The organism is Streptomyces sp. NPDC020192 (assembly GCF_044388685.1).
Taxonomy (GTDB): Bacteria; Actinomycetota; Actinomycetes; order Streptomycetales; family Streptomycetaceae; genus Streptomyces.
This window is the reverse complement of the sequence record NZ_JBIRXG010000017.1, coordinates 115,995-134,042: the sequence shown is the minus strand read 5'-3', so window position 1 is coordinate 134,042 and position 18,048 is coordinate 115,995. Positions and strand designations below refer to the sequence as shown.

15 protein-coding genes are annotated in these 18,048 nt (G+C 74.3%); 9 read left to right on the top strand and 6 right to left on the bottom strand.

The window, feature by feature from the left end; translation table 11 throughout:
• Positions 1 to 3 precede the first annotated feature (3 nt).
• Positions 4 to 543 (bottom strand): GNAT family N-acetyltransferase, encoded by a 540-nt coding sequence (locus tag ACH47Z_RS29790; RefSeq protein ID WP_399079040.1) that lies wholly within the window; start codon positions 541 to 543, stop codon positions 4 to 6.
• A gap of 70 nt (positions 544 to 613) precedes the next feature.
• Here ACH47Z_RS29790 and ACH47Z_RS29785 point away from each other — a divergent pair, with 70 nt between their 5' ends.
• Complete coding sequence (locus ACH47Z_RS29785; RefSeq protein ID WP_399079038.1) at positions 614 to 1,006, top strand: VOC family protein; 393 nt, start codon at positions 614 to 616, stop codon at positions 1,004 to 1,006.
• A gap of 179 nt (positions 1,007 to 1,185) precedes the next feature.
• Positions 1,186 to 1,950: a VOC family protein gene (locus ACH47Z_RS29780; protein ID WP_399079036.1), complete on the top strand. Its 765-nt coding sequence runs from the start codon at positions 1,186 to 1,188 to the stop codon at positions 1,948 to 1,950.
• A gap of 95 nt (positions 1,951 to 2,045) precedes the next feature.
• Here ACH47Z_RS29780 and ACH47Z_RS29775 read toward each other — a convergent pair whose 3' ends face one another.
• Both ACH47Z_RS29775 and ACH47Z_RS29770 read right to left on the bottom strand, forming a co-directional pair.
• Entirely contained in the window at positions 2,046 to 2,567 is a 522-nt protein-coding gene (locus tag ACH47Z_RS29775) for a MarR family winged helix-turn-helix transcriptional regulator (RefSeq protein WP_399079034.1), read from the bottom strand.
• Between the two features lie 512 nt (positions 2,568 to 3,079).
• On the bottom strand, positions 3,080 to 4,774 hold the full coding sequence (locus tag ACH47Z_RS29770) for an FUSC family protein (RefSeq protein WP_399079032.1): 1,695 nt from the start codon (positions 4,772 to 4,774) through the stop codon (positions 3,080 to 3,082).
• Between the two features lie 186 nt (positions 4,775 to 4,960).
• Here ACH47Z_RS29770 and ACH47Z_RS29765 point away from each other — a divergent pair, with 186 nt between their 5' ends.
• From ACH47Z_RS29765 to ACH47Z_RS29740, 6 genes are all read left to right on the top strand, one after another.
• Positions 4,961 to 5,512, top strand: coding sequence for a DUF5134 domain-containing protein (locus tag ACH47Z_RS29765; RefSeq protein ID WP_399079224.1), 552 nt, complete (start codon positions 4,961 to 4,963; stop codon positions 5,510 to 5,512).
• Positions 5,513 to 5,605: 93 nt separating this feature from the next.
• Positions 5,606 to 6,541, top strand: a complete 936-nt coding sequence (locus ACH47Z_RS29760; RefSeq protein WP_399079030.1) for a M56 family metallopeptidase — start codon at positions 5,606 to 5,608, stop codon at positions 6,539 to 6,541.
• 185 nt (positions 6,542 to 6,726) lie between these two features.
• Positions 6,727 to 7,419 carry an HAD family hydrolase gene (locus ACH47Z_RS29755; protein ID WP_399079028.1) on the top strand — a complete coding sequence of 231 codons (693 nt, stop codon included), beginning with the start codon at positions 6,727 to 6,729 and terminating at the stop codon, positions 7,417 to 7,419.
• Between the two features lie 164 nt (positions 7,420 to 7,583).
• Positions 7,584 to 8,252, top strand: coding sequence for a TetR/AcrR family transcriptional regulator (locus tag ACH47Z_RS29750; RefSeq protein ID WP_399079026.1), 669 nt, complete (start codon positions 7,584 to 7,586; stop codon positions 8,250 to 8,252).
• 184 nt (positions 8,253 to 8,436) lie between these two features.
• A complete protein-coding gene (locus tag ACH47Z_RS29745) occupies positions 8,437 to 9,783 on the top strand; it encodes an FAD-dependent oxidoreductase (protein WP_399079024.1) in 1,347 nt (448 codons plus the stop codon).
• A 121-nt stretch (positions 9,784 to 9,904) separates the two neighbouring features.
• The gene (locus ACH47Z_RS29740; RefSeq protein WP_399079022.1) at positions 9,905 to 11,293 is read left to right on the top strand and encodes a nucleobase:cation symporter-2 family protein; all 1,389 of its coding nucleotides are present in this window, start codon (positions 9,905 to 9,907) and stop codon (positions 11,291 to 11,293) included.
• Here the strand turns inward: ACH47Z_RS29740 and ACH47Z_RS29735 are convergent.
• The gene (locus tag ACH47Z_RS29735) at positions 11,213 to 11,566 is read right to left on the bottom strand and encodes an ArsR/SmtB family transcription factor (RefSeq protein WP_399079020.1); all 354 of its coding nucleotides are present in this window, start codon (positions 11,564 to 11,566) and stop codon (positions 11,213 to 11,215) included. The two genes, ACH47Z_RS29740 and ACH47Z_RS29735, sit on opposite strands and share 81 nt — an antisense overlap.
• Positions 11,567 to 11,699: 133 nt before the next feature.
• Between ACH47Z_RS29735 and ACH47Z_RS29730 the strand changes: the two genes are divergently transcribed.
• Positions 11,700 to 12,779, top strand: a complete 1,080-nt coding sequence (locus ACH47Z_RS29730; RefSeq protein WP_399079018.1) for an NADH:flavin oxidoreductase/NADH oxidase — start codon at positions 11,700 to 11,702, stop codon at positions 12,777 to 12,779.
• 2 nt (positions 12,780 to 12,781) lie between these two features.
• Here ACH47Z_RS29730 and ACH47Z_RS29725 read toward each other — a convergent pair whose 3' ends face one another.
• Complete coding sequence (locus ACH47Z_RS29725; protein WP_399079016.1) at positions 12,782 to 17,065, bottom strand: HAD-IC family P-type ATPase; 4,284 nt, start codon at positions 17,063 to 17,065, stop codon at positions 12,782 to 12,784.
• A gap of 11 nt (positions 17,066 to 17,076) precedes the next feature.
• A complete protein-coding gene (locus ACH47Z_RS29720; RefSeq protein ID WP_399079014.1) occupies positions 17,077 to 18,015 on the bottom strand; it encodes a hypothetical protein in 939 nt (312 codons plus the stop codon).
• Positions 18,016 to 18,048 lie beyond the last annotated feature (33 nt).

Sequence of the window (18,048 nt, the reverse complement as noted above, 5' to 3'; positions counted from 1 at the left end):
GGGTTACGTCAGCCGCTTCACCAGCAGCTCGAACTGGAGGTCGTCGCGCTGCGGGATGCCGTAGCGCTCGTCGCCGTACGGGAAGGGGCTCATTTGTCCCGTACGGCGGTAGCCGCGGCGCTCGTACCAGGCGATCAGGTCGTTCCGTACGGAGATCACCGTCATGTGCATCGCGGTGACACCCCAGTCCTCCCGCACCCGGCGCTCGGCCTCGGCCATCACTACCTTGCCGAGGCCGGCGCCCTGCAGTGTGGGGCTGACCGCGAACATGCCGAAGTAGGCGTGGTCGCCGCGGTGTTCGAGCTGGCAGCAGGCGACGACACGGCCGTTCCGCTCCACCGCCAGCAGCCGGCTGTCCGGCGACTTGATCACCTCGTGCACGCCCTCGGGGTCGATGCGCTGTCCCTCGAGGATGTCCGCCTCGGTGGTCCACCCGACCCGGCTGGTGTCGCCTCGGTACGCCGACTCGATCAGCGCGACCAGGGTGTCGACGTCGGCGTCCGTGGCGTCGCGGAAGGTGAGTCCGGTGGCGGCGGTGTCCATGGGCAGCCTTTCGATCTCGGGCGTGGCTGAGCCAGGATCGAGGGTAACCCTGCCAGTAGGCTCCGCCGGCATGGTGCATGTACTCAGCAGCCGGACGCTGCTCACCCCCACGGACCCCGAGCGTTCCCGCGCCTTCTACGGCGAGCAGCTGGGCCTGTCCGTGTACCGGGAGTTCGGTACCGGCCCCGACCGCGGAACCGTCTATTTCCTCGGCGGCGGCTTCCTGGAGCTCTCGGGACGCTCCGAGACCCCGCCGTCACCCTCGGTACGGCTGTGGCTGCAGGTCGACGACCTGACGGCCGCCCACGAGGAGCTGCGGGCCAAGGGCGCCGCCATCGTCCGGCCACCGGTGAAGGAGCCCTGGGGCCTGATCGAGATGTGGCTCACCGACCCGGACGGCGTCCCCATCGCCCTGGTGGAGGTCCCGGCCGACCATCCGATGCGGTACCGGCCGGGGATTTGAGACCCGCAAGCGCCACTCGAGGCCGGCGCGGTGAGCGACGTCCTCGTCCTCGTGAGCGCCAGGGCGGGCGGGCCGGATGGCCGGGGGCGTGAGGCGGGGTTAGCGTGCCGGGGGGGAGGGCTGTGAGTGGTGTGGCAGGGCCGTTCGTACGTCCCATCCCTCGTCCGGAAGGAACCGTCATGGAGTTCGACAAGCCGGTGGCCGGCGGACCGTGCTGGACCGAGCTGGGGACCAGCGATCTGGAGGGGGCCAAGCGGTTCTACGCCGAGCTGTTCGGCTGGCGGCCGGAGACGGACCCGCGTCCGGAGGCGGGCGGGTACACGGTGGCGCACCTGGGTGACGCGCCGGTCGCCGCGTTGACCCCGCTGTACCGGGATACCCAGCCGGTGGCGTGGAACGTGTCGTTCGCCGTGCCGGACGCGGACGCGGCGGGACGGCGTGTGGAGGAGGCCGGCGGGACGGTGCTCGTCGGCGCGATGGACGTGTTCGACATCGGCCGGTTCGCGGTGGCCCTCGACCCGACCGGCGCGGCGTTCCAGCTGTGGCAGGCGCGGACGTTCCCGGGCGCCGGACTGTTCAACGCGCCCGGCGCGCTCGGCTGGGTGGAGCTGGCCACCCGGGACACCGACCGGGCCCGGGACTTCTACACCACGGTGTTCGGCTGGAGCGCCGACGTCTCCGAGTGGTACACCGAGTGGGCCGTCGACGGCGCGCGGTTCGGCGGCCTGGCCGACATGGGCGACCGGTTCCCGCCCGAGGTGCCGGCGCACTGGATGCCGTACTTCGCGGTGGCCGACGTGGACACGACGGCCGAGGTCGCGGACCGGGTGGGCGGTGCCGTCGTCCTGGCCCCCGTGACGGTGCCGGACGGCCCTCGCATCGCCGTGCTGCGGGACCCGCAGGGTGCGGCATTCGGGGTGCACCTCGCGGGGACGGAGGCCTGAACCGCGGCTTGCCCCATTTCCGCATCCTTCACTCCGGTCCAGGAGGCCAGGCCGACATCGCGGTCCCGCACGACTCCCCGCGGGAGCCGCCCCCGCTAGGCCCGCAGCGCCCCCATCCGGCCTTCCAGTCGGCCGAGCAACTCCCCTAGTAGCCCGGCGAGTTCGCCTTGTCCCTCCGGGTCCAGAACCGACAGTACGGCGGTCTCGTACGCGAGTTGCTCGGGGAGGATGCCGTCGACCAGGTCGCGGCCGGCGTCGGTGAGCCGGAGGTGGGCGACGCGGCGGTCCCGGGTGTCGCCGCGCCGCTCGACCAGTCCGCGCTCGGTCAGCTGCTTGAGCCGCTTGGTGACGGCGGCCCCGGAGGAGAAGGTCTCCCGGGCCAGTTCCCCCGGGGTCAGCTCGTGACCGGTACGGCGCAGCGCCCCGAGAAGGTCGAATTCCGGACGACTGAGCCCGGCCCGCCGCAGGGGCGCGTCCTCGGCCTGCTGCAGAAGGGCTGCGCACCGGTTGATCCGCCCGATGACCTCCATGGGCCCGGTGTCCAACTCGGGATGCACGGCCCGCCACTGCCGGACGACGGCGGCGACGGTGTCCCCCGGCCCGGCGCCGACGCCCATGCCTGTCTCGGTTCCGGTGCCGGCGTCTGTGCCCCTACCGGATTCGGTGCCCGCCTCAGAACCGGTTCCGATACCGGCGGCCGTGCCGGGGCCGGCCCCGGAACCGCTTCCGATGCCGACGGCCGCGCCGATGTCGGTCCCGGAGTCGGGGTCACCATCGACATCAGCTCCGCTCCCGGATTCCGCGCCCGCCCCGGAGCCGATGCCTCCCCTGGACATCGCACGCCCCGCTCGCCCGCCGGCCGGGGCCTCTGCGCCCCCTGACCGCGCGCCGCCCGGGACTTCAGCATCCCCCGGCCGGCCACCTCCCGGGTCCTCCACATCCCCCGGCCGAGCGCCGTGCCGGGCTTCAGCACCCCCTCGCCGCCCACCATCCGAGACCTCCACATCCCCCGGCCGCCCACCACCCAGAACCTCAGCATCCCCCCGCCGCCTCCCGGCCCGTTCCGCTCCGCCCCCCGGTCCCCCGCCCGTCGTGTGGTCCGCGGGCGTCGGTCCGTCGTTCGTCGCCGTCATGGCCGTATGTCCTCCGTCGCCCTGCCCGGGTCCTGGACCCGGTTCCGGTCACGGGCCTGGTCCTGGGCCTCGTCGTACCGCGGTACGAACCCCTGGCGTCGTACCGTCGCCGCGAGCGTACGGTGTCCGCGCTGCTCGACGCGTACGATCCGCTCCTCGGGCAGGGCGCGCTGCCACCATTCGCCGGCGGCGGTGTCGGCCGTGGCGCGCAGGTCGGCCAGGGCGGCGGCGAGGGCGCGGCGGGCGGATTCCAGGGCGCGGGGGGTCGGGTGTGGCTGGGCCAGGAGCCGGTCGGTGTTGTCGCGGGCGCGTTCCGCCGCCGTCAGGGCGTGTTCGAGGCGGTCGCCCGCGCGGCGGTTGGTGACAGCGACGGCCGCGACGAAGCCGGCCAGCGCGCCGACGAGGGTGTCCAGGATCCGTTCGGTCATCAGCCGGGCCGGGTCCTGCGCGCGGGCGAACTCCGTGATGAGCAGGGCCATCGGGGTCACGCAGACGCTGCCGAGCCAGTAGTTGCGGCCGATCAGCGCCTCGGCGCCGAAGTTGAGGGCGAGGCAGCACAGCACCAGGGCGGCCGGGTGGAGATGGGCGAGCGGGGCGAGGACGGCGAAGGCGAGCACGCCCACGAGGTTGCCGACGACACGCTGGACGCCCCGGCTCCAGGTGAGGGTGACGTTGGCCTGGTACAGGGAGGCCGCCGTGACCAGGGCCCAGTACGGGCGGCCGACGCCGAGCGCGAGGGAGGCGTAGCCGGCGAGGGCGCAGCCGATCGCGGTGCGCACCGCGATCGGCGCGAGGGGGACCAACCGATGCCGCAACCTCCTTTGCGGCTCGGCGAGTTCGGCCGCCACGCCGAGGAGTTCTTCGGCGGACTCGCGGGGCGGTGCGACCCTCGGTGTGCGGCCGGTGCCGCGCAGCTCGCGGGCCCAGGCGCGCAGGCGGTCGGGGTCGCTGTCGGCGGGGGCGGCGAGAGCGACCTCGGCCCGCACCAGGAGTTGTTCGAGGGCGCGCCGGGCCCGGTCGGGACGTGCGGCGAGCAGGGACTGCCAGGCGGCGTGGATCGCGGCGGCGCTCGCGGCGCGGGCCCTGGCATGTCCGGCGCCGGTGCCGTCCGTGGCGGCGTACGCGGCCGCGGCGTTCAACGCCTGGGCGGTGGCGCGCCGTTCGGGCCCGTACGGACGCGGCAGCCCGGGCGCCATGCCGACCAGCCAGGCCCAGACGCCCGCCGCCAGGGCCAGCCCGACGTGCCCCGGGACCTGGCCGAGGGTCTGCGGCGCGAACAGCGAGGCGGAGCTGATGAAGGTCAGGACCACGTTGGCGGGCGGTCCGACCCGGGTGGCGTCGCACACCGTCTTCTGCACGGCCGCCATGACGGCGCCGACCGCGACCAGGACGACGGCGTCGGTGGTGAGCGACGCCGCGATCAGTGAGACGGCGAGACCTCCGACCATGCCGAGCACCACCCGGGCGAGGACGCGGGCCCGGGCGGCGTAGGGCCGGTTGTGGCCGTAGAGCGCGCACAGGGACCCGGCCATCGTGTACATGGCGAGGTCGAGGCGGCCGAGTGCCAGCAGGATCAGATTGGGCGGGGCGACCGCGGCCACCACGCTCAGCGCGGGCTTGAACCAGATGTCGGAGGGCCGCCCGAGGCGGAGCACTCCGGCGAGGGGAAGTCGGCCGGTCACGCTGCTCATACTCATCAATTTAGCATGTGTTTTACTCGTGAAACATCCCAGGGAATGCCTGTCCCCCGATTCTGCTCACCCGCCGTGCTCCGCCGAACGCTCCCCGTGTACACCCTTGCGCTCGCGTGCGCCCCGCATCGCATGGGCATCGCATCCCTCGACGTCCTTCGACCGACCGTCGAGCGGGAGGTGCGCGTGCACGGACCAATACCGGCGGCCTGGCTGCTGGTCGCGCTGTGCGCGGCGACCGGGGCCTACTGCCTGCTACGGATGCGCAGCGGAGTCGAGGAGCAGCGCCGGTCCGCGGGCGGCGATGCGCTGATGGGCTTCGGCATGGCCGTGATGGCCGTACCGGCGGCCGTTTTCACGCCGCCACGCTGGGCGTGGCCGGTGTACGCGGCGGTGTTCGGCGCGGCGGCACTGCACGCGCTGTGGGCCGCTCGCACGACCCCGCATCATCTGCACCACCTGGTGGGCACGGCCGCGATGGTCTACATGGCGGTGGCGATGGCCGCGACCCCGCCCGCCGGACATCACGTGCACGGCGGCTCCGGGGTGCCGCTGCTGACCGGCGCGCTCCTCGTGTACTTCACGGGGTACGTCCTGCTCACCGGCGCCCGCCTGGTGCCCGCCCCCGTCACGGCCGCCGGGTCCGCCTCCGCCCGCTGGGGCGACCGCCCGGAGCTGGCGCGGGCGTGCCGGCTGGCGATGGGGATCGGCATGGTGGCGATGCTGTTGACGATGTGAACGGCGCGCGCGGAACGGCCGACGGCGTTGTCTGCGTCACTTCGGTGCCAGGGACCGTACGGTGAGCGGCCCCGCGCTCATAGGGTGCTGTCCATGATGGTCCCCGTGGCACTGTTGCTGCTCGGCGCCTTGACCGCCATTGCCGCCCCCCGGCTGCTCGCCCGGGCCGACTGGACGGACCGCGAACCGGTCGTCGCCCTGTGGGTGTGGCAGTGCGTCGTGGTGGCCGTCCTGCTGTGCTGCGCGCTGTCGATGACGCTCAGCGCGGCCGCGGCCTGGGAGGCGGTTCGCGGCCATGTGTTCGCCCCGGCTCCGCGTGCGGTCGTGGACGCGTACGCGCACGGTACGTCCCGGCCATGGGCCGCGACCACCGCGGTGCTGCTCGCCTCCGGCGGTCTGTGGAGCCTCGCGATGCTGGTGCGCGAGGTCGTACGGTCCCGGGCCCGGCGGCGTGCACGGCGGGCCGAACTCCTCGTGCGCGCACCGCTGTTGCCGGGCGAGGAGCCGGCGAGTGGCCCGGTCGTGGTGCTGGAGGCCGAGCGCCCCGACGCCTGGTGGCTGGCCGGTGCGGCACCCCGGCTGGTCATCACCACGGCCGCGCTGCGCCGTCTGAAGGGACGTCAGCTCGACGCGCTCCTCGCCCATGAGCGGGGCCACCAGCGGGCCCGGCACGGCTGGCTGCTGGCAAGCTCCGCCGCGCTGGCGAGCGGGTTCCCGCAGGTGCCGGTGTTCGCCGCGTTCCGCGACGAGATGCACCGGCTGGTCGAACTGGCCGCCGACGACATGGCCTCCCGGCGCTTCGGCCGGCTGACGACCGCGCTGGCCCTGGTCGAACTCAACGAGGAGCGGGGCGTGTTCGGCCCCTCCCCCACCCCGCAGGCCCATGTGCCGCAGCGCGTGCACCGCCTGCTCACCGCACCGGACCGCCTGCCCGCCCTGCACCGGCTCCGCCTCACGGCGCTCGCGGCGCTGGTGCCGGTGATCCCGGTGCTGGTGACGCTGGTACCGGGGCTGCGGGCACTCGGCTGAGCCGCGGCAGCGTGGGCCGGGCGCTGTGGCGCACGGCCGTGGCGGTGGCGCTGGTCCCGATGGTGGGCGTGGGCGCGACCCGGGTGCGCTGGGGGTTGGTGACGGCTCACCAGGAAGCACGCATGAGGGCGGTTTGTCTCGCAGGGTCAACTCGCCTGTGCAGCACCCTCGATAGAGTCCGGGGCATGACTGCCGTGTTGTTCGACTTCTCCGGGACGCTGTTCCGTATCGAGTCCGCCGAGTCCTGGCTACGCGCGACACTGGACGCATCGGGGCATCCCCTTCCCGAACCCCAACTCATCGAGATCGCAAGGGCGTTGGACGCGGCCGGCGCACTGCCGGGCGGCGGTGTGGAGCCGGTCGGGCTGCCGTCGGACCTCGCCGGACTCTGGGCGGTGCGGGACGAGACCGCGCAGCTGCACCGGGCCGCCTACACCGGCGCGGCCCGGCGGGTGCCGCTGCCCGACCCGGGGCTGTACGACGCCCTGTACGAACGGCACATGACCCCGGCCGCCTGGTCCCCGTACCCGGACGCCGCCGAGGTGCTGCGCACTCTGCGCGAGCGCGGGATCGGGGTCGGGGTGGTCAGCAACATCGGCTGGGACGTGCGCCCGGTGTTCCGGGAACACGGGCTCGACCCGTACGTGGACGCGTACGTGCTGTCGTACGAACACGGTGTGCAGAAGCCGGACCCGCGGCTGTTCTCGGTGGCCTGCGCGGCGCTGGGCGCCGATCCCCGGGAGGTGGTGATGGTGGGCGACAGCAAGGAGGCGGACGGCGGCGCGGCCGCGCTCGGCTGCCGGGTGCACTTCGTGGACCATCTGCCGGTGACACAACGGCCCGAGGCACTGCTGCCGGTACTGGACCTGGTGGGCTGAGCACTGCCCAGGGCCTGTTCGGCCGGCTCGCTCACGCGCCGCCCGTCTGAGACGATCCCCCGCGTCGCCCCAGACGGACGGCAGCCCTGGACAGACCCGCACAGAGCGGTGTCTCCCGCGTTGAGTATAGTTGGCTGGCAGCCAGTCAACGCAGGAGTTACAGGATGTCCCCGCGCAGCGCCTCGGTCAATGAAGAGTTGCGACGGCGTTCCCGGGAGCGGCTGTTGCAGGCGGCCGTGGAACTGGTCGGCGAGCACGGCTTCGAGGCCACCACGCTGGGCGACATCGCCGACCGGGCCGGTTCGGCGCGCGGACTGGTGTCGTACTACTTCCCCGGCAAGCGCCAGTTGGTGCAGTCCGCCGTGCACCGGCTGATGCACGGCACGCTGGAGGAGGCGCTGGAGCGCGAGCCGCGCACCGAGGACGGCCGGGAGCGGCTGGCCCGGGCCATCGACGCGATCCTGGGCCTGGCCCGCGACCAACCCGTGCTCATGCGGCAGCACATGGCCGGCCTGCTCCAGGCGGAGGGCTTCGTGCAGTGCCCGGAGCAGCAGCGGCTCGGCGAGCTGCTCGGCGACACCGTCGCCCGGTACGGCTCCCGGAACGTCGCGGCCGACTACCCGATGCTGCGGGCCCTGTTGATGGGGGCGGTGTACGCGGCGCTGATCCCGGGGGCGCCGATGCCGATCCCGGCCCTGCGGGCCGAGCTGTTCCGGCGGTACGGGCTCGACTGGTCGCTGGGTGTGCCGCCGGAGAGCGAGACGGGTTCCGCGGTGCGGGAGCGGGATCTGTCCCGGTTCTTCGCGACCGAGCAGCGGACCGACCTCACCTGAGCCCTTTTCGGGCACTCAACCGCCCTCAAAGGATGCTTCCAGCGCATACACAACGTGATCATATGATCACACTCCATAGGGGTGGACACGCGCCCACGTCACCCCGCCGGCCCCTGCCACCACGCCCCGGGCGGTGCCATGCTGAAGCGGTCCGCACACCCTCCTTCCGTCAAGGAGTTCCGCTGTGCTGCGTGTCGCCGTCGTCGGTTCGGGGCCGAGCGGGTGTTACACCGCCCAGAGCCTGGTCCAGCGGGATCCCGGGGTCCGGGTGGACGTCCTGGACCGGCTGCCGTGCCCGTACGGTCTGGTCCGGTACGGCGTCGCCCCGGACCACGAGAAGATCAAGTCCCTGCAGGGCAGCCTCGCGGCGGTGCTGGAGCACGAGCGGGTGCGCTTCCTCGGCGGGGTCCGGGTGGGCCCGGGCGGGCTGCCGGTGGAGCGGCTGCGGGAGCTGTACCACGCGGTGGTGTACTGCGTGGGCGCCGCCTCCGACCGACGGCTCGGCATCCCCGGCGAGGAGTTGCCGGGCAGCTGGTCGGCGACCGACTTCGTGGCCTGGTACAGCGCACATCCGGACGCGGCCGACGCGGGCTTCCTGGGCGGGGTGCGCTCGGCCGTCGTCATCGGCGTGGGCAATGTGGCGGTGGACGTCGCGCGGATGCTGGTCCGGGGTGCCGCGGAGCTGAACCCAACGGACATTCCGCAGGCGGCCCTGGACACGCTGACGGCGAGCGGGATCACCGAGGTGCACATGATGGGCCGGCGCGGTCCGGCGCAGGCCCGCTTCACCACCAAGGAGCTGCGCGAGCTGGGCGCCCTGCCCGGCACCGAAGTGGCCGTACAGGAAAGCGAGTTGGCCTTCGACCCGGCCGACCCCGGCACGCTGCCCGGCGCACAGCGGCGCAATCTGGAGGTGCTGCGCGACTGGGCGGAGCGTCCGCAGGCGCCGGCCGGCCGGCGGATCAGTCTGCGGTTCTTCCTGCGGCCGGTGGAACTGCTCGCGGACGGGGGCAGGGTGGGCGCCGTCCGCTTCGAGAGGACGGCGCCGGACGGGCAGGGCGGGGTGACGGGCACGGGCCGGTACGAGGACGTGCCGGCCCAGTTGGTGCTGCGGTCGGTCGGTTATCGCGGAGTGCCACTGGACGGGCTGCCGTTCGACCCGGCGAGCGGCACGGTGCCGCACGAGGAGGGCCGGGTCGTGCGCGGCGGGGTGCCCTCCCCGGGTGAGTACGTCGCCGGGTGGATCAAGCGCGGTCCGACGGGTGTCATCGGCACCAACCGGCCCTGCGCCAAGGAGACGGCTGCCTCGCTGCTCACGGACGCACCCGTGCTGCTCGGCGAGCGGGTGCCCGAGGATCCGGTGCCGGCCCTGCGGGCAGCCGGGATCGAACCGGTGCTGTGGTCCGGATGGCTGGCGATCCGGCAGGCCGAGACCGAGCTGGGTGCCCGGCTCGGGCGGAGCGTGGTCAAGCTGGCCGACTGGGACGCGCTGCGCACGGCGGCCCGCTCGGCACAGCCCGGCCGGGTGTGACACACGCCGGTGGGGCGGGACACACGGCGGCAACAGTCCGGAAATCAACAAACTGTTCAAGACGCTTACGGTCTCCTCCTGTTCGGATGCCACTCGCCGCCCGCCGCTCGTTGGAGTCCTCATGGCCACCACCGCAGTCCGCCACCCCGTCGACGAGATACCCCCGGTACGGCAGCTGGCCGCCTTCGGGGTGCAGCACGTGCTCGCGATGTACGCGGGCGCCGTCGCCGTACCGCTGATCGTGGGCGGCGCGATGAAGCTGTCGCCCGCCGACCTGGCGTACCTGATCACCGCCGATCTGCTGGTGTGCGGCATCGCCACGCTGATCCAGTGCGTCGGCTTCTGGCGGTTCGGCGTCCAGCTGCCGATCATGCAGGGCTGTACGTTCGCGGCCGTGTCGCCGATGGTGCTCATCGGGACGACGGGCGGCGGACTGCCCGCGATCTACGGCGCCGTGATCGTCGCGGGACTGGCGATCATGCTGCTGGCACCGGTCTTCGGCAGGCTGCTGCGGTTCTTCCCACCGCTGGTCACCGGCACGGTGATCCTGATCATCGGGGTCTCGCTGCTGCCGGTCGCGGGCAACTGGGCGGCCGGTGGGGTCGGGGCCAAGGACTTCGGGGAGCCGAAGAACCTGGCGCTGGCGGCCTTCGTGCTGGCGGTGGTGCTGGGCGTGCAGCGGTTCGCGCCCGCCTTCCTCGCCCGGGTCGCCGTACTGATCGGCATCGCGGTGGGCCTGGCCGTCGCGGTGCCCTTCGGGTTCACCGACTTCGGCGGGGTGAAGGACGCCGACTGGGTGGGCATCAGCACGCCGTTCCACTTCGGGGCACCGGCGTTCCACGCGTCCGCGATCGTGTCGATGCTGGTGGTGGCCGTCGTCACGATGACCGAGACGACCGGTGACCTGATCGCCGTCGGTGAACTGACCGGGCGGACGGTCGAGCCGCGTTCGCTCGCCGACGGGCTGCGCGCGGACGGTCTGTCGACCGTGCTCGGCGGGGTGTTCAACACCTTTCCCTACACGGCGTACGCGCAGAACGTGGGCCTGGTCGGCATGACGCGGGTGCGCAGCCGCTGGGTGGTCGCGGCGGCCGGCGGCCTCCTGGTGCTGCTCGGCCTGCTGCCCAAGCTGGGCGCGGTGGTCGCGGCGGTCCCGGCGCCGGTGCTGGGCGGCGCCGGTCTGGTGATGTTCGGCACGGTCGCGGCGAGCGGGCTGCGGACCCTGGCCCGGGTGGACTTCAGGGGCAACGACAACCTGACCGTGGTGGCCGTCTCGGTGGCGATCGGCATGCTGCCGGTCGGCGTGCCCACGGTGTACGGGAAGTTCCCGGACTGGTTCCAGACGGTGATGAACAGCGGCATCAGCGCGGGTTGTCTGTCCGCGATCGTACTGAACCTGCTCTTCAACCACCTTCCGGGGAAGGTGGGTTCAGGCGCCGCCGAGTCGGCCGGCCTGTCGGTCGGCGGCCGCGAGGAGGCTGTCGAGCAGCCCCGGGAAGAGTCCGTCTAGATCGTCCCGGCGCAGGCCGTTCATCTTGGCCGTGCCCCGGTAGACCTGCCGGACGACCCCGCTCTCCCGCAGCACCCGGAAGTGGTGGGTGGTGGTGGACTTGGTCACCGGCAGTTCGAACTGCGAGCAGGTCAACTCCGTTTCCCGAGCGGCGAGTTCGCGCACGATCTGCAGCCGCATCGGATCGGAGAGCGCGTGCAGCACGGCCTCCAGGCGGATCTCCCCGCGCTCCGGGTGCGGCAGCGCGCGGCCGGCGGTGTCGGTGTCGGTCACGTCGGCTGCCTCTTTCGTCGCGGGTTCCCTCGGCTTCCGTCATTGTACGAGAGACGTCGTAGTTTGACAGATCTCGTAGTACGAGGGTTATCGTACGAGCCGATCAGTGGTCCCGTGACGAATGGAGTCCGGCGTGAGCGCGCTCTTCGAGCCCATCACCCTGCGCGAAGTGACCATCCCGAACCGGGTGTGGATGCCCCCGATGTGCCAGTACTCGGCCGAGCCGGAGGGCCCGCTCGCCGGCGCCCCGCACGACTGGCACTTCGCGCACTACGCGGCACGGGCCACGGGCGGCACCGGCCTGATCATCGTCGAGGCCACCGCCGTCTCACCCGAGGGCCGGATCTCCCCGTACGACCTCGGCCTGTGGAACGACACCCAGGTCGAGGCCTTCCGCCGGATCACCCGCTTCCTGACCGCCCAGGGCACCGTGCCGGGCATCCAGCTCGCGCACGGCGGCCGCAAGGCCTCCACCGACCAGCCGTGGAAGGGGGGCGCGCCGCTCGGACCGGAGGCGCGCGGCTGGCAGCCGATCGCGCCGAGCGCGGTGTCCTTCGACGAACGGCACCCCGTTCCCACCGAATTGACGGTGGATCAGATCACCGAGATCGTCGGTCAGTTCGCTTCCGCCGCGCGCCGTGCGCTCGACGCCGGCTTCGAGATCGCCGAGATCCACGGCGCCCACGGCTATCTGATCAACGAGTTCCTCTCGCCGCACTCCAACCACCGCACCGACGCCTACGGCGGCTCGTACGAGAACCGCACCCGCTTCGCCCTCGAAGTCGTCGACGCCGTACGGGCGGTGTGGCCCGAGGGCAAGCCGGTGTTCTTCCGTATCTCGGCCACCGACTGGCTCCAGGACGGCGGCTGGACCACCGAGGACACGGTCCGTTTCGCCCGCGATCTGCACGCCCACGGCATCGACCTCCTCGACGTCTCCACCGGCGGCAACGCCTCCGGCGTGAGCATCCCGACCGAGCCGGGCTACCAGGTGCCGTTCGCCGCCCGGGTGAAGGCCGAGACGCCGCTGCCGGTCGCCGCCGTGGGCCTGATCACGGAGGCGGAGCAGGCCGAGAAGATCCTGACGAACGGCGAGGCCGACGCCGTCCTGCTCGGCCGCGAGCTGCTGCGCAACCCGTCCTGGGCCCGGCACACCGCCCGTGAGCTGGGTGGCGATGTCAGGGTGCCGGACCAGTACCACCGGTCGGTCTGAGGTCACCGCGGCAGGACCCGCCGTACCGTCTCCTCCAGGCGGGGCAGCACCCGCTGTCCCGCCAGGGCCACGGAGATCCCCGTCAGCACCCCGGCCCAGGCGACCGGGCCGAGCGGGGTGCACCCGACGGCGTGGCTGACGCCCGGGATCTGCACCGCCGCGACCAGCGCCACGGCGGAGCCCAGGCAGGTCAACTGCACCAGACGGCTCTGGCGCCGGTCCAGCCATGTCTGCACGAGCTGGGTGCCGACCACCCCGCACAGCGCCATCGTGCTCGAGCGGCGTGCCGTGCCGGGGGTGAAACGGCCGATCAGCCAGGCCGTCACCGCGCCCACGCAGGTGGTGAGCGCCCGGTGCCGGATCTGCCGCAGCAGGGGCTCGCCCAGCACCCCGGCCGGCTCCTCCACCTGTGCCGGGTCCGCGCCGTCCTCCTTCTCGGTGACCGCCACCGCCATCGACGGGAACAGGTCGGTGAAGAGGTTCACCATGAGCATCTGCCGGGTGGACAGCGGCGCCCGGCCGGACAGCAGCGTGCCGAGGAGCCCGAAGCCGACCTCGCCCGCGTTGCCGCCGATCAGGATGGCGATGGCGTCGGCCACGCTGTGCCACAGCGCCCGGCCCTCGCCGACCGCGGCGATCAGGACCGTCAGATCCTCGTCGGTGAGGACGATGTCGGCGGCGTTGCGCGCGGCGGCCGAGCCGCGCGCGCTGATGCCGACGCCGATGTCGGCGGCGCGGATGGCGGCGGCGTCGTTGGCGCCGTCGCCCACCATGCCGACGACCCGGCCCGCGTCCCGCAGCGCCTCCACGACCTGGAGCTTCTGCTCGGGCGCCACGCGCGCCACCACACCCGCGTCCCGCAGCATCCGGGCCCTGGCCGCCCGGTCCGCCGCCGCCAGCTCGTCCCCGGTGACCACGACGGTGCTCTCGGGCCAGCCCAGCTCGGCCGCGATGGCCCGTGCGGTCTGCGGATGGTCCCCGGTGAGCATGACCGGTCGTACGCCCGCCTCGTGCAGCCCTTCGACGAGCGCCGTGGAGGTCTCGCGCGGTACGTCGGACAGGCCGAGCAGACCGGTGAACTCCAGCTCGTCCAGTGGCTGTTCGAGGACGTCGGCCGGCTGCTCGTCCGCGCCGAGCCGCCGCTCGGCCACCGCCAGCACCCTCAGGCCGTCCCCCGCGAGGCTCTGGGCCGCCTCCGAGGCGTGCGCGGCGAGTCCCGAGCAGGCGGGCAGCACGGTCTCCGGGGCGCCCTTGACCACGAGCACGAGGGGACCGTCGCCGCCGTGACCGACGGCGGCGGCGTATCCGCGCGCGGCCTCGAACGGCAGGTCCGCGCACCGCGTCCAGTCCGGATCGGGACCGGCCGCCGCCAGCACGGCCTCGTCGGTGGCGTGCACCGGCTGCTCCGCACCGCCGTCGGCCTGCGGGGAGGCGCGGGCGGCGGCCCGTACGCTGCCGGCGGACGCGGGGTCGTCCACCGGGCGGACCGTGCCGTCGGCATCGCAGGTGCGCACCAGGCGCAACTGGTTCTCGGTGAGGGTGCCGGTCTTGTCGAAGCAGACGGTGTCCATGCGCCCCAGCGCCTCCAGGGTGCGCGGGGTGCGCACGAGGACACCGCCCCGGCTCAGCCGCCGGGCGGCCGCCAGCTGGGCGACCGTGGCCACGAGCGGCAGTCCCTCCGGTACGGCCGCCACGGCCACCGCCACCCCGCCGCTGACCGCGTCCCGGACCGGGGCGCCGCGCAGCAGCGCGAGTCCGGTCACCGAGGCCCCGCCCGCCAGGGTCAACGGCAGTGCCTCGCGGGTGAGTTCGCGCAGCCGGGCCTGTACGCCGCCGGCCGGGGGTCGCCGGGCGGCGAGGTGGACGGCGCGGGCGGCCTCCGTGTGCTCGCCGGTGTCGACCACGACGGCGCGGGCCTGGCCCGCCACGACGGTCGTCCCCTCGAAGACCATGCAGCGCCGGTCGGCGACCGGCGCGTGCGGGGTCGGGTCCGTCTGCTTCTCCACCGGCAGCGACTCGCCGGTCAGCGCGGACTCGTCGACCTCCAGCCCGTCCTGGCACAGCAGCCGGGCGTCCGCGGGCACCACGTCGTCCGTCTTCAGCTCGATCTCGTCCCCCGGACACAGCTCGCCCGCGTCCACGGTGCGGGTGCCACCGGCCGGTGCCTCGGCCTCGGGCGGTACGAACCGCGCCTTGCGCTGCTGCTCCGCGACCAGTCCGGACAGCGCCCGTTCGGCGCGCAGCTGCTGGATGCCGCCGACCAGGGCGTTGAGGTCGAGGGCGCCGAGGACGAGCAGGGCGTCCACGACCGAGCCGAGGATCGCCGAGGCCGCCGAGCCGACCGCGAGGACGGGGGTGAGCGGGTCCTGTAGTTCGCCGCGTACGGCCCGGCCGAGTCGGTACGACCAGCGCGCGGGCGCGACGAGCGGGTGCCCGGCGACCCCGGCGGCGGCCTGACGCACGCGGGTGGTCAGCTCGTCCCACGCGGTGCTCTCGGCGGCCGGTTCGTGCTCCAGCCGTTCCTGGGCCTCCTCGGGGGCCAGCTCGTGCCAGTGCACGCGCGCATGCGGGTGCGGGGGCCGGGCCACCGCCACGCCGAACGCGGCCCGGGCCCCGGAGAACAGGGCGGACGCGGCGGCGGCGTCGACGGGGACGTGCCGCAGCCCCGGCAGGGCGGCGAGGCGCCCGCGGCCGCCGTGCGCCTCGCCGACGGCCACGAGGAGACCGGAGAGCGCCGCACCGGAGCGGGCCAGGGTCTGGGCGTGCCGGCCGACGGTACGGGCGGCCGGGATCGCGGTCAGCACCCGCCACACGTCGGGCAGCCCGTGCAGGGCCAGGATGTCCGCGCCCCAGACCACCGCGCCCTCGCGGTCGGTGAGCGCGAGGGTGATGTCGGCGGCGGACAGTCCGGCGAGGACGTCGTGCTCGTCGGCCGTGCGCACCCGGGCCACGACGAGCACCACACCCGCGCCGTCGTCCCCGCGCGCCTCGTACACCACGTCGTCCAGCGGCCGGCGCGCGTCCACGACCCGGTCGGCGAGGCCGGTGAAGTCCTCGAGGGCGGGATCATCCGCGAGGACGACCCTGAGGCCCGCCCGGCGGGCCGCGTCCAGCACCGGTTCGGCCCACGGGTCCGCCTCGCCCTCGTCGGTGCGCAGCACGCCGTCGTGCACGACGAGCGTGCCGGCCATTTCCAGCCGGCGCAGCCGGTCCGGGTCCCGGACCAGCACTCCCGTGCGGGCGAGCGCGCCGCTCAGCAGCGCGTGGAAGGCGGCGGGGCCGTAGCGGGCGGCCTTCGGCGAGCCGGCGAGGACCGCCTCCGCCGCCTCGGTGCCGTCGCGTTTGACGAGCAGGGTGGCCGCGGCACCCAGCAGGCTGCCGACGGAGGCGTGGTCGGCGTACTCCTGGGCCGGGGATTCCGGCAGCGGCGGACGGAGGGCCCCGTCCGCCGGGAGACTGACGCGGCCGGGGGCGCACAGCTGGTCGTGCACCGCGTCGAAGGCGGCGGCGCGGGCCACCGTCTCGGCCACCTGGCAGGCCCGCAGCGCGCCGTCGAGCACGAGGGAGGTCGGGGTCTGTCCGGCGCCGTGGGCGGCGGCGTTCGCGCAGGCCAGTGCGAGGTCCATGTGGGCGTCACCGATCCGGGCGCGCAGCCAGGCACGACAGTGCGGGTTCTCCCGCAGCAGCGTCACCACCGCGGTCGCCAGCCGGGGCGAGGGCGGCAGCCGGAGCGCGTACCCGGTGAGCGCGACGCCGATGCCCACCCCGTCGGCGGCGAGCGCGGCCACGGCGGCGCGCACCCCCGCGGGGTCGGCCGGATGCGTGGTCTCCTCCACGTCCCCGGCGGACAGCGCCAGTCCGTGCCGCTCGGCCAGGTCGGCGGCGTGCGCCACGACCTGGTCGGCGGCCTCCTCACCGGCCGCGGTCACCACCAGGCGCGCGAGCCCCTCGTCCCAGTACGCGACGAGCACGTCGGGCCGCTCGGCCAGCGCCTCGGCCACCCGGCCCGCCAACCGCGCCGTCCCGCCCGCACGCCGCACGCGCTCCTCCTCCACGGGCCGCAGCGCCAGATGAGCACGGGCGCCGGCCCGCCAGTGGTCATTGGGGCCGGGCAGCGCATTGCGCGCGACCCGCGCCACCCGTACGGCGGCGTCCGCACCGCGCACCCCGGCCCGCGCCGTCCCGGCGGCGGCACCGGCCACCACCCCGACCGCCGGCGCCAGCAGCCGCGGCGGCACGGGCAGCAGCCGTACCACCGCCGAGGGCACCGTCGGCAACCCGAACACCGTGCCCCTCCTCAGCGCGTGGTGCGGCCGGGCCGCGCCGTGGGACCGAGCGGACCGGTGGCACCGTGGGACCGCGCGGCTCCGGTGTGGTGGGCGGCCCGGGAGCCGTGGGACGCCTCGGCCGCGCCGCTGTCGCCGGTGGGCTGGGCGCCGCCGGACGCCCGGCGCTCACGGGAAGCCTCTGCGGTGCGGGAGACCCCGGCACCGCCGGATGCCCTGGTGCTGTCGGACGGGCCGCCGCCTCCGGCCGCCCGGGCACCACCCGACGCCGTGCCGGACGCCTCGGTGGTGCCGGATGCCTGGCCACTGCCGGACATCCCCATGCCGCCGGATGCCTTGGCACTGCCGGACACGCCGCTGCCTCCGGCCGCCTGGGCACCGCCGGATACCCGGCTCCCACGGGAAGCCTCGGCATCTCTGCCTCCCCCGGCCTCGGCCTCGGCGGCCACCCCGGCCCCGCCGGAAGCCTCAGCACCCTCCGCCCCGCCCCCGCTCCTGAGCGCCGCGGTGCCGAGGTCGTGCGGGGGTTCGGGCTCCGTGTCGGCGGTGCGGTGCGTGGGCCGCTTCTCTTCGGCTGCCCGGTCGCCGACGGCCACCGGGCCAGGGGGCTCGGTTGCTCGCCGGTTGTCGGCGGCCGCGAGTTCCGGGCCCTCGGCCGGGGTCCCCGTGGCCTGTCCGGCGCCCGCCGGATGTGCCGGGCGGGGCTGGGTGAGCCAGGCCACGGCCGCGCCGGTGAGGGCGACGGGCCACTCCACCACACCCGCGGCACCGAGTACCCCGGCGCCGACGTACACCGCGATCCGCCGCCTGCGGGGCGAGACCGCGCTCACCTTGTCCAGGGTGTCCGCCGCCGCCCTGCTCACCGTGTCGGCACCGGGCACTCTGCGCAGTACCGAGGCCGCGCCGCGCACAGGCGCCGTAAGGGCTGGCGACGACTTCTGCTCAGCCATGACTCTCCTCGGACGAGACCGCCTTCCGTGCCT

Bases quoted from the DNA above. Each gene is read 5' to 3' on its own strand.
- ACH47Z_RS29790 (WP_399079040.1), bottom strand. From the start codon at position 543: ATGGACACCGCCGCCACCGGACTCACCTTCCGCGACGCCACGGACGCC.
- ACH47Z_RS29785 (WP_399079038.1), top strand. From the start codon at position 614: ATGGTGCATGTACTCAGCAGCCGGACGCTGCTCACCCCCACGGACCCC.
- ACH47Z_RS29780 (WP_399079036.1), top strand. From the start codon at position 1,186: ATGGAGTTCGACAAGCCGGTGGCCGGCGGACCGTGCTGGACCGAGCTG.
- ACH47Z_RS29775 (WP_399079034.1), bottom strand. From the start codon at position 2,567: ATGGGCGTCGGCGCCGGGCCGGGGGACACCGTCGCCGCCGTCGTCCGG.
- ACH47Z_RS29770 (WP_399079032.1), bottom strand. From the start codon at position 4,774: ATGAGCAGCGTGACCGGCCGACTTCCCCTCGCCGGAGTGCTCCGCCTC.
- ACH47Z_RS29760 (WP_399079030.1), top strand. From the start codon at position 5,606: ATGATGGTCCCCGTGGCACTGTTGCTGCTCGGCGCCTTGACCGCCATT.
- ACH47Z_RS29755 (WP_399079028.1), top strand. From the start codon at position 6,727: ATGACTGCCGTGTTGTTCGACTTCTCCGGGACGCTGTTCCGTATCGAG.
- ACH47Z_RS29750 (WP_399079026.1), top strand. From the start codon at position 7,584: ATGTCCCCGCGCAGCGCCTCGGTCAATGAAGAGTTGCGACGGCGTTCC.
- ACH47Z_RS29740 (WP_399079022.1), top strand. From the start codon at position 9,905: ATGGCCACCACCGCAGTCCGCCACCCCGTCGACGAGATACCCCCGGTA.
- ACH47Z_RS29720 (WP_399079014.1), bottom strand. From the start codon at position 18,015: ATGGCTGAGCAGAAGTCGTCGCCAGCCCTTACGGCGCCTGTGCGCGGC.